Origin of the sequence: Streptomyces hilarionis, assembly GCF_024539675.1 — a bacterium.
Lineage (GTDB): Bacteria > Actinomycetota > Actinomycetes > Streptomycetales > Streptomycetaceae > Streptomyces > Streptomyces hilarionis.
Map to the genome: position 1 here is coordinate 21182 of NZ_JAHHIT010000047.1, position 13412 is coordinate 34593.

Here is a 13412-nt window from a genome sequence, read left to right on the forward strand (position 1 = left end):
CACGCATTTTCGCGCGTCGACGCGGTCTTGCCCGCCCCAACTACATGCGGTAGGAATTCATCCATCCACCAAGGAGGTCGACAGCACATGACGAAACCGTTCCAGTTGCGGATCGCCGTACGGGGCTACGAACTCGACACACAGGGACACCTGAACCAGGCCGTCTATCTGCAGTACTGCGAGCACCTGCGCTGGGAGAGCCTGCGCGCGGCCGGGATCTCGCAGGACAAGCTGATCGCGACGCAGATCGGGCCGGCCGTCCTGGAGAACACCATGCGTTTCCGCCACGAACTGCGCGGCGGGGACGAGGTCGACGTGACCTGCCAGTGGATCTGGGGCGAGGGAAAGACCTTCCGCGTCGAACAGGAAATCCGGCGCACGGACGGCGTCCTCGCCTGTGAATTGTCGAGCGTCGCCGGACTCATCGACCTGACGCAGCGGAAATTGATTTCCCACCCGGCGGAGCATTTCGCGAAGCTGGCCGACCACCCGGAGATCATGGGTCTGTGAGCTTCACCGGCGCCGGCCGGAGAAGAGCGTCCGAAAGCACCCGAGGAAGATTCGCCCCGCATGCGGCGGCAGAATCCTCCGAGGGTGCTTTCGGCATTAACCACCCCGTCCGCCGCGTCGAGGGTCACTCCTGCTGCGGCGCCCCCCGCCCTGCCGACGCGTACGCCGGAGGGAGCCGCGACAGCGCGAGCAGCGCCCGCCCGATGTCCACCCCCGCACGGCCGAGCGCGTCGGCGTACCGTCCCAGCACGGCGTTCTCCCAGGCGAGCTCCGAGGCCGGCAGGCCCGACAGCCTCCGCGTCGACTGGTCGTAGCGGGCGAGCTCCGCCCGGCGCAGCACCATCGTGATGATCTGGCCGTCGAGGTCGGCGAGCAGCGCGCGGACCTCGCGTTCCGCGGCGTTCGCGGGCACCGCCTGCGGCGCCTTCGTCATCGAGGCCGGCAGGTCCAGGGCCGCGCTCACGCGTCCACCGCCTCGCCCGGCACCAGTACCGCGCGGGCCGAGCCGGCCACGATGGCCGCGGTCATCGTCCGCGACTTGACCAGGGTCTCCTCGTATTCCTCGGCCGGCTCGGACAGCGCGATCACCGCTCCGCCGACGCCGAAGGAGGCGCCCTCGTCGGTCGCGACGATCGTGCGGATCACGATGCTGAGGTCGGCCGCGCCGCTGAGCGAGAACCAGCCGAGGGCGCCGGAGTAGACCCCCCGGGCCCCGCCCTCCAGCCCGTCGATGATCTCCATGGTCCGCAGCTTGGGCGCGCCGGTCATCGACCCGCCGGGGAACGAGGCCCGCACGCACTCCACCGCCGACACCCCCTCGCGCAGCGTCCCGCGCACGGTGCTGACGAGCTGGTGGACCGGCGCGTACGTCTCCACGTCGAACAGCTTGGGAACGTGCACCGAGCCGACCTCGCACACCGTGTTGAGGTCGTTGCGGAGCAGGTCCACGATCATCAGGTTCTCGGCGCGGTCCTTCTCGCTGGCCAGCAGGCCGTCGCGCAGCTCCCGGTCCTGGTCCGGGGTGGCGCCGCGCGGCCGGGTGCCCTTGATCGGCTTCGACTCCGCGACCCGGTCCGTCCCGATGCTCAGGAACCGTTCCGGGGACGCGCTGAGCACGGCCACCTCGGGGAAGTCCAGGAGCGCGCCGTAGGGCACGGGGCTGATCTCCCGCATCAGCCGGTAGGTGGCCACCGGGTCGATGACGGTGGGCGTGGAGACCATGTTCGTCAGGCAGATCTCGTACGACTCGCCGTCGCGGATCTTCTCCAGGCACTGCCCGACGCGTGTCAGGTACTCCTGCTCGTCGTGCCGCTGTGCGAGGGCGGCGACGGCGAGCGGGGGCGCCTCGGTGAGCGGGGTGCGCTCGCGGTCGGTCTGGTCGGGCAGCACGGCGAGGCGGCCGGCGGTCGCGTCGAGCCACTTGACGACGTCCGGGTCGTCCGGGCCGGTGCCGAGACAGAGCAGGTACGTGCAGCGCGCCTCGTGGTCGACGACGACGGCGCGGTCGGCGAAGAGCAGCGCCGCGTCCGGGGTCGGCGCGGTGTGCGCGGCGGCCGCTCCCGCCTCGGCCTTGAGTTCGTAGCCGAGGTAGCCGACGTAGCCGAGGTTGAAGGAGAACGGCAGCAGCGGGTCGGTCGGCAGCGCGCGCCGCCGTAACTCGGCGTCGAGGTAGTCGAAGAAGCCGCTGGTCACCTGCTCGTCCGGGCGGCCGGTCCGCTCGATGCGCACGGTGCCGGTCGCGACCCGGTAGGTGAGGTACTCGGCGAGCGGACCGCTGCCGTCGCCGAGGACGGAGAAGCGGGAGTCGCCGTCGGCGTGGGAGCCGCTGTCCAGCCAGAAGCTGTGCGGCCGGCCGGCGAACAGCTCGGCGTACACCGCCTCCGTGTCGGGCGCCTGGTCCAGCCGCCGCGTGTGCAACCGGTACGGCGGGGCGGCCGGCGTCTCGCCCGCGGCGCGCCCGAGGGACAGGTCCCGGAAGTTGGCGAGCAGTTCACGGCCGTACTCGCTGGATATGGACTCGGGGTGGAACTGGACGCCCCAGACGGGACGGGTCCGGTGCCGCAGCCCCATGAGGACGCCGTCCTCGGTCCAGGCGACGCCCTCCAGTTCGTCGGAGAGCGCGGAGACCGCGAGGGAGTGGTAGCGGACGGCGGAGAACGGCGAGGGCAGCCCGGCGAAGAGGTCCTCGCCGTTGTGCAGGATCCGCGACGGCCGGCCGTGCATCGGTTCGGGGGCGTGCTCGACCGTGCCGCCGAACAGGGCGGCGATGCCCTGGTGTCCGAGGCAGACGCCGAGCACGGGCAGTCCGGAGTCGCGGATCGCGCGGCTCCCGACGCCGAAGTCGCGGTCCCGGTCGGGGCGTCCGGGCCCCGGTGAGACGACGATGTTGTCGTAGTCGCCGAGGTGCAGGGCGGACCAGTCGACGTCGTTGCGGACGACGACGGGCGGCTGGCCGTTCACCTCGCCGAGGAGTTGGTAGAGGTTGTAGGTGAACGAGTCGTAGTTGTCGACGAGGAGGGTGCGGACGGGGCGTCTCATGAGGCGACGTCCCAGGCCGGCCGCCGGCCGTGGGTGTCCGGCAGGTCGGTCACGAACTCCTCCACGGCGCTGGTCTGTTCGGTGATCGGGCGCTGCCCGCGCCGCGTGAACGGGCCGGCGGCGCCGTGCTCCCGTGTCTGCCGGGCGCCCCGGACGCGGATGTCGGTCCGGGTCCGCGGGGCGTGGAGCGACGTCGCGTCGCTGAAGTCGAGTTCGGCGCGCAGACCCGCCAGCCCGACTTCAGGGCTCGAGGTCGTCGTCATGCCTGTGCCTTTCTGAACGTCGTGGTGCAACGGGCTGGTTCCGTCGGTGGTGGGGTCCTCCCGGTGTCGGGCGGGCACGGCCCAGTACGGCCGCGCGTCCGTGCGGGAAAGGGAGTCGGCGGGACCGCTCGGCGCCGTTGCCCAGCGTCCCGCCAAGGTGGCCCTGTGAGCCAAACACACGGCGAGGAGGGCCCCCAAAGCTTTTAGCTGAGGCTAAAAGCTCCGCACAGGCTCGCTCACGGACAGCGACGGCGACCGGTACCCGGGGGCGGCGGCAGGTGCGGGGGGCGACGGCGGCCCGCCCCCGCGGCCGACGGCGACCGGACGAGGCGGGGTCAGCCGGCCGCGGGGCACGCGGGGCGCGGAGTCCGCCGGGCGGGAGGGCGCGGCGGTGGCCCGTCAGAAGGTGCGGCCGGCGGAGTGCTCGGCGCCGCGGACGAGCGCTTCGCCCGTCTCCGTGAGGGCGTGCACGACCCGCTGCCCCGTCCGCTGGCTGGTGACCAGGTCGCAGCCCCGGAGCACCGAGACGTGCTGGCTGATGGCGCCGGGGGTGACGTCGACCTTGGCGGCCAGCTCGCCGGTGGAGGAGGGCGTGAGCAGGGCTTCGAGGACCGCGGCGCGCACCCCGCCGAGCAACGCCCTCAGCGGGCTGGGGCGTTCCTCCCCGTGGTGGCGCCAGATGTCGGCGACGGCGGGCCGCGGGTACACGATCATCGCCTGGAGCGGCGGCAGCATGGTGAGCACCTCGGGGCCGCAGAAGACGCTCGGCACCAGGACGATGCCCTGGCCGTCGAGGTTCTTCTCGAAGACGTAGCTGCTGCGCACGACGAGACGGTCGTCCTGCCAGCCGATGCGCTCGTTGAGCGTGGAGAAGACGGACGCCGCGCCGGAGTTCTCCATCACCCGCATCCGGGAGCGCACGTCGGAGACGAGCCCGGCGTGCAGCTTGTGCCAGGACGGTTCGAGGGCCACCCGCCAGTAGGCGCGCAGCCGTTGGGTGATCTGCTGGACGGCCTTCTCGGGTTCGTCGAGCATCTGCCGGTGCAGCGGCGCCGTCTCGCGGCGCCAGGCGAGCGGCGTCCCGGTGTCCCCCACCATCCAGGCCAGTTCGTCCACGAAGTGGGAGAGCCGGGTGGCGCGCACCGCTTCCAGTTCGTTCTCGAAGCTGGAGGGCGTGCCGGTGGGCGGCGGCGTGAGGAAGTCGGGCACGTATCCGGTGGGCGGGATCACGGCTCGCAGCGGCCGGAGGTCCAGGCCCTTCAGCCGGTGCAGGACGTCGTCCACCCACGGCTGGTGCTGCCTTCGGCGCTCGGGAGACGCCAGCATGCGAAAGCTGTAAACGGTTTCCCCGAGCGGAGACATGGAAAATCGAACTTTCGCGACGTCATCGGCGGTCGCACTGTAGCTGATCAACGTTCCCCCGTTTCTCTGCTGCACCTGCTCCTCTCACGGTAGGCCGGTGAAGGCGCCGTTGTGCAACGCAATCCGGACCCGGATCCGGGCTGCCGGGCGAACACGCCGGCAACGGAAGAAGTCCCACCGGTGACGAATGCGGCCGTGCACCCCGCCGGTCGCGGCGGAGATGCACGGCCTTGACGAGGTTCGACACGACTTCACCCCGGGGGATTCCGAACAAGTCAAGCGGTATTCCGGTCAGGCGACGGCCGAAGCCACACCCGGGGAATTCGGCCATAAACATGTCCGGAAACCGCCCCCCGGTCCGAACCGGCAGGGGGCGGGGCGGCCGCGCCCGGCCTAGTCGGTCCCGGCGGGGGCGACCTCGCGGGCGAGGACCGCGTACACGTACTCGCTGCCCCAGCCGCGGTCGTCGCGGTCGTTCTCGATCAGATGGGCCTCACGACGCATCGACAGCCGCTCGCAGATCCGCTCGGAGGCGGTGTTGTCGGCGTCGATGCGGGCGAACAGCCGGTGCACCTCGAGCTGTTGAAAGGCCAGGTCACGCAGGGCGAGCGACGCCTCCGTGGCATAGCCCCGGCCCCCGTGGTCGGGGTGGAAGACCCACCCGATCTCGGCCTGCCGGGCGTAGGCGCTCGACAGCGTCACCTGCACCTCGCCGATCACCCCCGGGGTGTCGCGGCGGCACACCGCGAGGGTCAGGTTGTCGCCGTCCTCCTTCCAGTGCGTGCCCTGCCCGATGCGCTCGATGACCTCGGCGCAGCGCGCGCGATCGCGCGGCGGCCGGTAGAGGAACCGGGCGACTTCGGGCAGCCCCTGATATGCGTGCATGTCGTCGAGGTCGTCCGCCGTGAACAGACGCAGCACCAACCGATCGGTCGTCACCGGCTGGGAAATCGCGAAATTCATGGGTCCCGCTTCCCTATTCATAGGATTGACACCCCATCATGCGCAACTTAGACTCCACGGCGCTACCTGGCCAGTGGCATCTGCAACGGGGGAACGTGAAGCGATGCGGCGAAGTGCACAGTCCTGGGCCCATGTCGGTGGATCTTCGGACTGGACCTCCACCCCATTTCTCGCCCCGTTCCGGAAGCGGCCGCCTCACGCGGCCGAAAGCGGACGCATAGGCGGCGTGGCAGTACCCACGCCCCCGCGAGACCGCGAAGCGGCCCGCCCTTCATACCGTGCGCCACGCCCCTGTGGCAGGCGTGCGCGCGGTGGCACCACGTGACTCCGGACAGCGCGGTCCGAGCGACCGTCTGACGCCCGTCCGGGCACGACGACATCCCCACCTTTTCTCACGGCCGGAGCACGCGCCGAGCGGCGCCCCCGTGCCCGTAGATCACGAGGAGAACCATGTACGCAGGGCCACAGCAGACTGCCGTCGTCGTCGGCAACGGAGCGGTGGGCGCCTCCATCGCCTACGAGTTGAGCAGCCGCGGCTTCCAGGTCACGCGCGTCGGCCGGGAGAACCGGCCCTACGCCGCCTCGCTCGCCGCCGGCGCGATGCTCGGCTGCTTCGGTGAGGTCACCACGTCGCTGCTGGCCAGCGACCACGGCCGGGCCAAGCTCGACATGGACCACCGGGCCCGCCGCTACTGGGCCGAGTGGGACGAGCGCCTCAGCCAGGACTCGGGCGACTCCCGCACCCTCTTCAGCGCCGACGGCACGTTCGTCCTCCTCAACACGATGGGATCGGCCGCGGTCGACTCCGGCAACTTCCGCGCCATCGAGGCGACTTTGCAGGAGTACAAGGAGCCGTACGAGACGGCCGACCCCGAGGACCTGGACTGGCTGGCCCCGAACGACCTCTCGCGTTCGCTGCGCGGCATGTACATCCCGGGCGAACACGCGGTGGACTCCCACCGGTTGCTGGTCAAGCTGGACCAGGCGCTGGTGAAGTCCGGCGGCCGGGTGGTCGACGCCGAGGCGCTGCGGGTACGCGTGACGAACGGCCGCGCGACCGGCGTCGAGCTGGCGAACGGGGAGATCCTGCCCGCCGACCACGTCGTGGTGGCCGCCGGCGCCCGGTCCCTGACGCTGCTGGACGAGGTGGCCGAGGCGCGCGCCCAGATGCCGCCCATGGTCAGCGGGTACGGCGTCTCGGTGCTGGTCGAGACCGAGGACCGCGCGCTGCCCTCGTCCGTGGTGCGCACCCCCAACCGGGCCTTCGCCTGCGGTCTGCACGCCGTGCCCCGCGCCGACGGCGTGCTCTACCTCGGGGCCACCAACATCATCTCCGAGCAGCCCCGCCGCTTCGCCGCCGTCGGCGACCTGCAGTTCCTGCTCGGCTGCGCCGTGGACCAACTGCACACCAACCTCTCCGAGTCGTCGCTGCTGTCCGTGCAGGTCGGCAACCGGCCGGTGCCCGCCGACGGCTTCCCGCTGGTGGGCAACGCCGGCGCGGAGGGGCTGTGGCTGGCCACCGGCACGTATCGCGACGGACTGCACCAGTCCCCGCTGCTGGCCCGGCACATCGCCACCCTCGTCGAGGGCGGCACGAGCGAGTACGACTTCCTGTCGTCCTTCTCGCCGGTGCGCGCCCCGCTGGCCGGCGGGACCCGCGAGCAGGTCGTCACCACGGCGGTCGAGCACATGATGGCCACCGGCTACGAGTACAAGTGGAACGTCACGCCGGAATGGCCGCCGCGCATCGAGCGTCATCTGCGCCGGTTCTACGGTTCCCTGGTGGAGGAGCTGCACCCGTCGTTCACGCCCCCGGCCGAACTGGTCGCCGCGATGACCGACGGCATCCGCGCCTCCCTCACCCGGTACTACGCGGCGTGGTCGTGATGACGACCGCACAGGGCATCCGGTCCGTGCAGGACGCGGCCCGCGCCCGGCTGGCCGAGGCGGGCGTGTGGGACGTCGAGGGCGACCTCGCCGCCCTGCGGGAGCGCTTCCTCACCGCGGGGAGCGCGGCGGCGGTGGCCCGCTTCGAGGCCGCCGTGGCCGAGCGCTGCCGGCGCATCCCGCTCGGGCACATCATCGGCTCGGTCGACTTCGACGGCCTCGAACTCGTCGTCGGAAGCGGCGTGTTCGTGCCCCGTCACGAGAGCACCGCGCTGGTCGCGTGGGCGGCCGACCACGAGACCCTGCCGCACGGCGGCGTCGCCCTCGACCTGTGCTCGGGCGTCGGGGCCCTCGGCCTCGCCCTGTCACGGCGGCGCCCCGACGCGGAGGTGACGTGCGTCGAGCGGGACGACACCTGCGTGCAGTACCTGCGGCGCAACGCGGCACGCCACGAGGCGGTCCTGGGCCCGGTCGCCGTGCTCGCCGCCGACCTGACGGAGCCGGGCTGCCTCGACGCGTTCGACGGGCGGACCGACCTGGTGGTCGCGAACCCTCCGTACGTCTCCCCCGACGTGCGCCTGCTGCCCGAGTGGTCCGAGCACCAGCCGCGGGCGGCCGTCTACAGCGGCGCCGACGGACTCGACCTCATCCGCCGGATCGCCGTCCTGGCCGCCGCCGCGCTGCGTCCCGGCGGGCGGCTGGCGCTCGAACACGACCGGGCGCAGCCCGAGCAGGTGCGCGCGCTCCTGCTCGACGACGCCTTCGACGACGTCACCACCTTCGTCGACACCGCCGGAGAACCGAGGATCACGGTCGCCCGCCGTGCCGACCAGGAGGGAACCTCGTGAGCGCCCCGACATCGCAGAACTGGCTGACCACCCGCAGGGACCGCACCTCCTCGGCGCTGGACCTGTGCTTCGCCGAAGGGCTGACCGGACACACCGTGGTCTCCCGCGACCGCAAACGGGTCACCCTCCAGGACGGCACCACCGCGACGGAGTTCGTCTCCTGCTCCTACCTGGGGCTGGAGTCGCACCCCGCGCTGGCGCAGGCCGTGGTCGAGGCCGTCGGCCGCTTCGGCGTGCACCTGTCGTCCTCGCGCAACCGGATGCGGCCGTCCTACCTGCCCGAGCTGGAGGAACTGCTGGGCCGCGTCTACCCGGGCGCCACCCCCTGCGTGTTCACCTCCACCAGCAACGTGCACCTCGGGGTGCTGCCGCTGCTGGCGTCGGGGTCGCTGCCCAGCTACCCCGTGCAGGGCGGGCCGCATCTGTTCGTCGACCGCACCGCGCACGCCTCGATGCAGGTGCTGCGCGGCATCTTCGAGCAGTTCGGCCCGGTCGACCGGTTCCGGTCCGACGACCCCGCCTCGGTGGAGGAGTCGTTGCGGCGGGCGGCCGGGGCGGGACGCACGCCGGTCCTGCTGGTGGACGGGGTCGGATCGATGAACGGCCTGGTGCCCGTCCAGGACCTCGCGCGGCGCACGGCGTCCGCCGGCGGGTACCTCTACGTCGACGACGCCCACGGCATCTCCATCGACGGCGCCGACGGCTGCGGTTACGCCTTCGACGCGCTCGGCGGCAAACTCCCCCACCACGTCGTCCTGGCCGGCTCGCTGTCCAAGGGCTTCGGCGGTTCGGGGGGCTTCCTGCTCGTGGCGTCCGCCGAGGACGTCGCCGTCGTCAGGAAGCTCGCCAACCCGCTGGTCTTCGGGCACTCGGTGATGGTGCCGATGATGGCGGCCAACGTCGCGGCGGCCCGCATCCACCTCTCCCCCGAGATCACCGTGCTCCAGCGGGGGCTGTGGGCGAACGCGGCCCGGCTCGACGAACTGACCGGCAACAAGCTGTCCAACGCCGGTCTGCGCACACCGGTGCGCGGCGCGGTGTTCGAGACCGAGGAGGAGGGGCTGCGCGCCGTACGGCGGCTCAAGGAACGCGGAGTGATCATGCTTCCCGCGTTCTACCCCACGGTGGCGCAGGGCCGGTCCCTGCTGCGGTTCGCCCTGTCCGCACTGCACGGTGAGGAGGATCTGACCCTTCTCGCCGACACGCTCGAGGAGAGCGGGCACTACGGAAGCGGTCAGGAGTCCGACGCCCGTGACTGAGCAATCCACCTCGCCGGCCGCGGCGCGGGACCCGAAGCCGCCCGGCCCGGCGCTGGGGCCGCTGGTGCGCCCCCTCGCCGTGTCGCACTTCGTCACCTACTTCGGCGACGGGCTGTTCTACGTCTGCGCGGCGCTGTACTTCACCCGGGTGGTCGGACTGGAACCGGTCACCTACGGCGCCGCGCTCACCGCGTCCTGGCTGCTGGCCATGGTGCTCAGCGTGCCGGTCGGTCATCTCGCCGACCGGTTCGAGGCCCGCACCGTCGCCGTCTCCCTGCTCGCGGTGGCCGGACTGTCCATCTGCCTGTACCTGGCGACCTCCAACGTGCCGCTGTTCTTCGTGGGGGCCTGTCTGCTGGCGGTCTCCACCCAGGGCACCATGTCCGCCCGCTCCGCCCTGATCGCCCGCTCGTTCCCGCCCGACCGGGTCACCCGGGTGCGGGCGGTGCTGATCGCGACCGCCAACGCCGGTCTGGCGGTCGGGGCGGCACTGGGCGCCCTGGTCATCGCCGTGGACACCGACGGCGCCTACCGGCTGGCGTTCGCCCTGGACGGGCTGTCGTTCTTCCTCGCCGCGGCGCTGCTGCTCAAGGTGCCGCGGACGCTGCGCACGGCGGTCGCCTCCCCCGCGGACGGCGACGCGGCCGCCGAGGCCGGGGGCTCGCCCCTGGGGGTGTTCCGCGACCGCGGCTACGCCGCCGTCAGCCTCGTCAACCTGGTCCTGATGCTGCACGTGCCGTTGATCGACGTGGCGCTGCCGCTGTGGATCGTCCGGCAGACGCACGCGCCGGAGTGGAGCATCGCCGCCGTCTTCATGATCAACACGGGCCTGGTGGTGGCCCTCCAGTACCGGACCGCCAAGACGGTGACCAGCGTCGACGCGGGGGTGCGCAGTCTGCGCGTCGGCGGGGTGCTGCTGTTCACCGGCATGGCGCTGTACTCGCTGTCCGGGCTGCCCTCCTCGCCCTGGGCGGCGGGCGGGGTGCTCGTGCTGGCGGTCACGGTCCTCACCTTCGGCGAGATCCGGCAGATCTCCAGCATGAACGAGATCAGCTTCCGGCTGGTGGCGGACGGCCGGTACGGGGAGTACCAGGGCTTCTTCGGCATCGGCTCGACGATCGCCGAGGCGGTCGGCCCGCTCGCCCTCACCTGGCTCCTGCTCTCCCACGGCTCCTGGGGCTGGCTGGCCCTCGGCGCCCTGTTCCTCGGCGCGTCCTTCGCCATGAAGTACTGCGTCGCCCTGGCCCGCCGCTCTCCGCTCGTGAGGGAGAACGCCTCGTGACATCCCCCGCGGCCCCGCGCCGCCCCGTGCTCCTGCTGCTCAGCGGCAGCCGCAGAGTCGTCGACAAGGCCCTCGGCCTCGGTCTCGACGTGGTGCACCTCCAGGCGCCCACCATGACCGACGCCTCGCTGGACCCGCTGTGCCTGCGCTCGGTGCGCACCGACCTGCTCGACGTGCCCGGCGTCGTGGCCCTCGCCCGCGCCCTGCACGAGGAATTCGGCTTCGCCGGGGTGTGCAGCAACCACGAACCCGCGTGCGCGGCGGCCGAGGCGGTCGCCCTGGACCTGGGGCTGACCGCGCCCGGCACCGGGGTCGCAGCCCTGCTGCGCGACAAGGCGAGGACCCACGAGGTGCTCGACAAGAGCCCTTCGCTGCGCTCTCCCTGGGCCCGGCTGACCGGCCCCGAAACCGCGCTCGGGGTGGCCGGCGAGGCCGGCTGGCCGCTGATCCTCAAGCCCGTCGACGGCTCCGCCAGCCTCGGCGTGCTCAGGGTCGACGGCCCCGAGGACCTCGACGACGCCTGGCGGCGGGTGCGCGAGACGCTGCGCAACGGCCACCGGTACCACGAGGTGCTGCCCGTGACCGGCTATCTCGTCGAACCCTTCGCCGCCGGCGAGGAGTTCAGCGTCGAGACGTTCAGCCGCGGCGGCCGCCACGAGGTGCGGGCGGTGGTGCGCAAGCTCGTGGGCGGCGCGTTCGTCGAGACCGGCCACCTCGTGCCGGCCGACCTCGACGCCGAGCGCCACCGGGCGGTCGTCGACCGTGTCGTGGCCTTCCTCGACCATGTCGGGCTGAGCGAGGGCCCCGCCCACACCGAGGTCATCGTCGGCGAGGCGGGCGTCCACCTCGTCGAGTCGCACGCCCGGACCGGGGGCGACGAGATCCCGGCGCTGCTCACGCTGGTCACCGGGCGGGACATGGAGGCGGACATGCTCGCCCACGCCTGCGGTCTGCCGCTGCCGCCCGCGGTGCGGCCGCTGGGCGCGGCGGCCGTGAAGCGGTATCTGCTGGCCGAGCGCGCCGGCCGGGTCGCCGCCGTCGACGGCACGGCCGAGGCCGCCGCGCTGCCGGGCGTGCACAGCGTGCGGGTCTGGACGGGTCCGGGCGACACCGTGCGCCCGGCGACGGCGAGTTGGGACCGGCTCGGCGAGGTCGTCGCCGTCGGCCCCGACACCGCGGCCGCCGCGGCGGCGGCCGAGCGGGCCTGCCGGGCCATCACCCTACGGATGGAGGAACAGTGAGGCTCCTCGCGGATCTCACGCTGCCGCGCCCGGAGTTGCTCGGGGTCCAGGCGGACAATCTGACGCTCATGCGGGACGCCGTACGGGGGTCGGCGACCTGCACGGCGCTGCGCCCGCACGCGGACTCGCTGACCCACGAGGGGCTGGAGCAGGTCCCTCTCACCACCCGCGACCGGCTGGCCGAGTGGAGCCTGGCGCCCGGTGCGCCGCACCGCATCACCGAGGGCGACATCCGTCTGGTGCTGCGGTCGAGCGGTTCCTCGGGCCGGGTGCGGACGCTGCTGCACGACCGCCCCTTCAACGAGCGCGTCGAGGCCCTCGGCGCCCGCGGACTGTGCACGCAGGGCCTGGGCGACAACCCGTTCGTGCTCAACTCGCTGGCTCCGGGCGACCTGTTCGGCGGGTTCGGCTTCGCCGACGCGGTGCTCTCCCGCCGCGGCGCGGCCGTGCTCCCGGCCGGCACCTCCATGCCGGCGCCCCACCTCGCGGAACTGATCGCCGACCTCCCGGTCACCGCGATGGTCGGCCTGCCGGGCTACGTCGAGCGCCTGGTCGCCGAGATCCCCGAGGCCATGCGGCAGTTGCGCACCCTGTTCTACCTCGGGGAGCGCATGACCGGACCGGCCGCGGACCTGCTGGCCGAGGCGGGCTGCGCGGTGCGCTCCTTCGCGTACAGCACCACCGAGACCGGGCCCATCGGGTTCCAGTGCGCCCACCTGACCGGCACGGACCACCATGTGCACGAGGACCTGGTGATCGCCGAGGTCGTCGACGACGACGGCCGGCGGCTGCCCGACGGGGACGTGGGCGCGCTCGCCGTCACCGTGCTGGCCGACACCGGCGGCGCGCTGGTGCGCTATCTCGTCGGCGACCGCGCCAGTTTGCGGACCGTCGACTGCCCCTGCGGCTCGACCGCCCGGGTGCTGCGGATCGGGGCCCGCGACGACGTGTCGGCCAACCTGGACGGCACCCTCGTCACCCGCTCCATGTTCGACACCGCGCTCGGCCTGCCGCCGGACGCCCGCTACCAGGTCGCCTTCGGCTCGCGCCAGGGCCTGCTGCGGCTGACGCTGCGCGGCTCGGCCCTGGGCGCGCTGACGGGCGAGACGGCGCGCACGGCCCTCGGCCGGCACCAGACCCTGCGCAAGGTCGTCGGCTCGGCGCGCTTCGCCGGCCTCACGGTCGACGTCGAAAGCGCGCCGCGCATCACCACCCGGGCCAAGGCCCCCTTCTTCTGGGACGAAAGTGAAGAGGACTGA

At 72.5% G+C, this 13412-nt stretch carries 12 protein-coding genes; 7 read left to right on the top strand and 5 right to left on the bottom strand.

Annotated features, from left to right (window positions below):
* Positions 1–87 precede the first annotated feature (87 nt).
* The gene (locus KMS84_RS11380) at positions 88–510 is read left to right on the top strand and encodes an acyl-CoA thioesterase (protein WP_256916026.1); all 423 of its coding nucleotides are present in this window, start codon (positions 88–90) and stop codon (positions 508–510) included.
* Positions 511–634: 124 nt separating this feature from the next.
* On the opposite strand, the gene KMS84_RS11385 is transcribed toward KMS84_RS11380, so the two are convergent.
* The 5 genes from KMS84_RS11385 to KMS84_RS11405 all read right to left on the bottom strand — a co-directional run bounded on the left by KMS84_RS11385 (position 635) and on the right by KMS84_RS11405 (position 5636).
* A complete protein-coding gene (locus KMS84_RS11385) occupies positions 635–973 on the bottom strand; it encodes a chorismate mutase family protein (protein ID WP_256916027.1) in 339 nt (112 codons plus the stop codon).
* Positions 970–3048 carry an aminodeoxychorismate synthase component I gene (gene pabB / locus KMS84_RS11390; RefSeq protein WP_256916028.1) on the bottom strand — a complete coding sequence of 693 codons (2079 nt, stop codon included), beginning with the start codon at positions 3046–3048 and terminating at the stop codon, positions 970–972. Before pabB ends, KMS84_RS11385 begins: the two co-directional genes overlap by 4 nt.
* Positions 3045–3311, bottom strand: a complete 267-nt coding sequence (locus tag KMS84_RS11395) for a hypothetical protein (protein WP_256916029.1) — start codon at positions 3309–3311, stop codon at positions 3045–3047. The genes pabB and KMS84_RS11395 overlap by 4 nt, the downstream gene beginning before the upstream one ends.
* Before the next feature lie 399 nt (positions 3312–3710).
* Positions 3711–4637: an ArsR/SmtB family transcription factor gene (locus KMS84_RS11400; RefSeq protein ID WP_256916030.1), complete on the bottom strand. Its 927-nt coding sequence runs from the start codon at positions 4635–4637 to the stop codon at positions 3711–3713.
* A gap of 429 nt (positions 4638–5066) precedes the next feature.
* Entirely contained in the window at positions 5067–5636 is a 570-nt protein-coding gene (locus tag KMS84_RS11405; RefSeq protein ID WP_256916031.1) for a GNAT family N-acetyltransferase, read from the bottom strand.
* A 450-nt stretch (positions 5637–6086) separates the two neighbouring features.
* On the opposite strand from KMS84_RS11405, the gene KMS84_RS11410 reads away from it, so the two are divergent.
* Genes KMS84_RS11410 through KMS84_RS11435 form a run of 6 tightly spaced genes read left to right on the top strand, consistent with a single transcriptional unit; the run spans position 6087 to position 13412 of the window.
* Complete coding sequence (locus KMS84_RS11410) at positions 6087–7523, top strand: NAD(P)/FAD-dependent oxidoreductase (RefSeq protein ID WP_256916032.1); 1437 nt, start codon at positions 6087–6089, stop codon at positions 7521–7523.
* Complete coding sequence (locus KMS84_RS11415) at positions 7523–8371, top strand: N5-glutamine methyltransferase family protein (protein WP_256916033.1); 849 nt, start codon at positions 7523–7525, stop codon at positions 8369–8371. The genes KMS84_RS11410 and KMS84_RS11415 overlap by 1 nt, the downstream gene beginning before the upstream one ends.
* Entirely contained in the window at positions 8368–9630 is a 1263-nt protein-coding gene (locus tag KMS84_RS11420) for an aminotransferase class I/II-fold pyridoxal phosphate-dependent enzyme (protein ID WP_256916034.1), read from the top strand. Before KMS84_RS11415 ends, KMS84_RS11420 begins: the two co-directional genes overlap by 4 nt.
* A complete protein-coding gene (locus tag KMS84_RS11425; RefSeq protein WP_256916035.1) occupies positions 9623–10912 on the top strand; it encodes an MFS transporter in 1290 nt (429 codons plus the stop codon). The genes KMS84_RS11420 and KMS84_RS11425 overlap by 8 nt, the downstream gene beginning before the upstream one ends.
* Complete coding sequence (locus KMS84_RS11430; RefSeq protein WP_256916036.1) at positions 10909–12153, top strand: ATP-grasp domain-containing protein; 1245 nt, start codon at positions 10909–10911, stop codon at positions 12151–12153. Before KMS84_RS11425 ends, KMS84_RS11430 begins: the two co-directional genes overlap by 4 nt.
* Positions 12150–13412 carry a phenylacetate--CoA ligase family protein gene (locus KMS84_RS11435; protein ID WP_256916037.1) on the top strand — a complete coding sequence of 421 codons (1263 nt, stop codon included), beginning with the start codon at positions 12150–12152 and terminating at the stop codon, positions 13410–13412. The genes KMS84_RS11430 and KMS84_RS11435 overlap by 4 nt, the downstream gene beginning before the upstream one ends.

Coding starts and splice junctions, on each gene's coding strand:
- KMS84_RS11380 (WP_256916026.1), top strand. CDS start 88: ATGACGAAACCGTTCCAGTTGCGGATCGCCGTACGGGGCTACGAACTC.
- pabB (WP_256916028.1), bottom strand. CDS start 3,048: ATGAGACGCCCCGTCCGCACCCTCCTCGTCGACAACTACGACTCGTTC.
- KMS84_RS11395 (WP_256916029.1), bottom strand. CDS start 3,311: ATGACGACGACCTCGAGCCCTGAAGTCGGGCTGGCGGGTCTGCGCGCC.
- KMS84_RS11400 (WP_256916030.1), bottom strand. CDS start 4,637: ATGCTGGCGTCTCCCGAGCGCCGAAGGCAGCACCAGCCGTGGGTGGAC.
- KMS84_RS11405 (WP_256916031.1), bottom strand. CDS start 5,636: ATGAATTTCGCGATTTCCCAGCCGGTGACGACCGATCGGTTGGTGCTG.
- KMS84_RS11410 (WP_256916032.1), top strand. CDS start 6,087: ATGTACGCAGGGCCACAGCAGACTGCCGTCGTCGTCGGCAACGGAGCG.
- KMS84_RS11415 (WP_256916033.1), top strand. CDS start 7,523: ATGACGACCGCACAGGGCATCCGGTCCGTGCAGGACGCGGCCCGCGCC.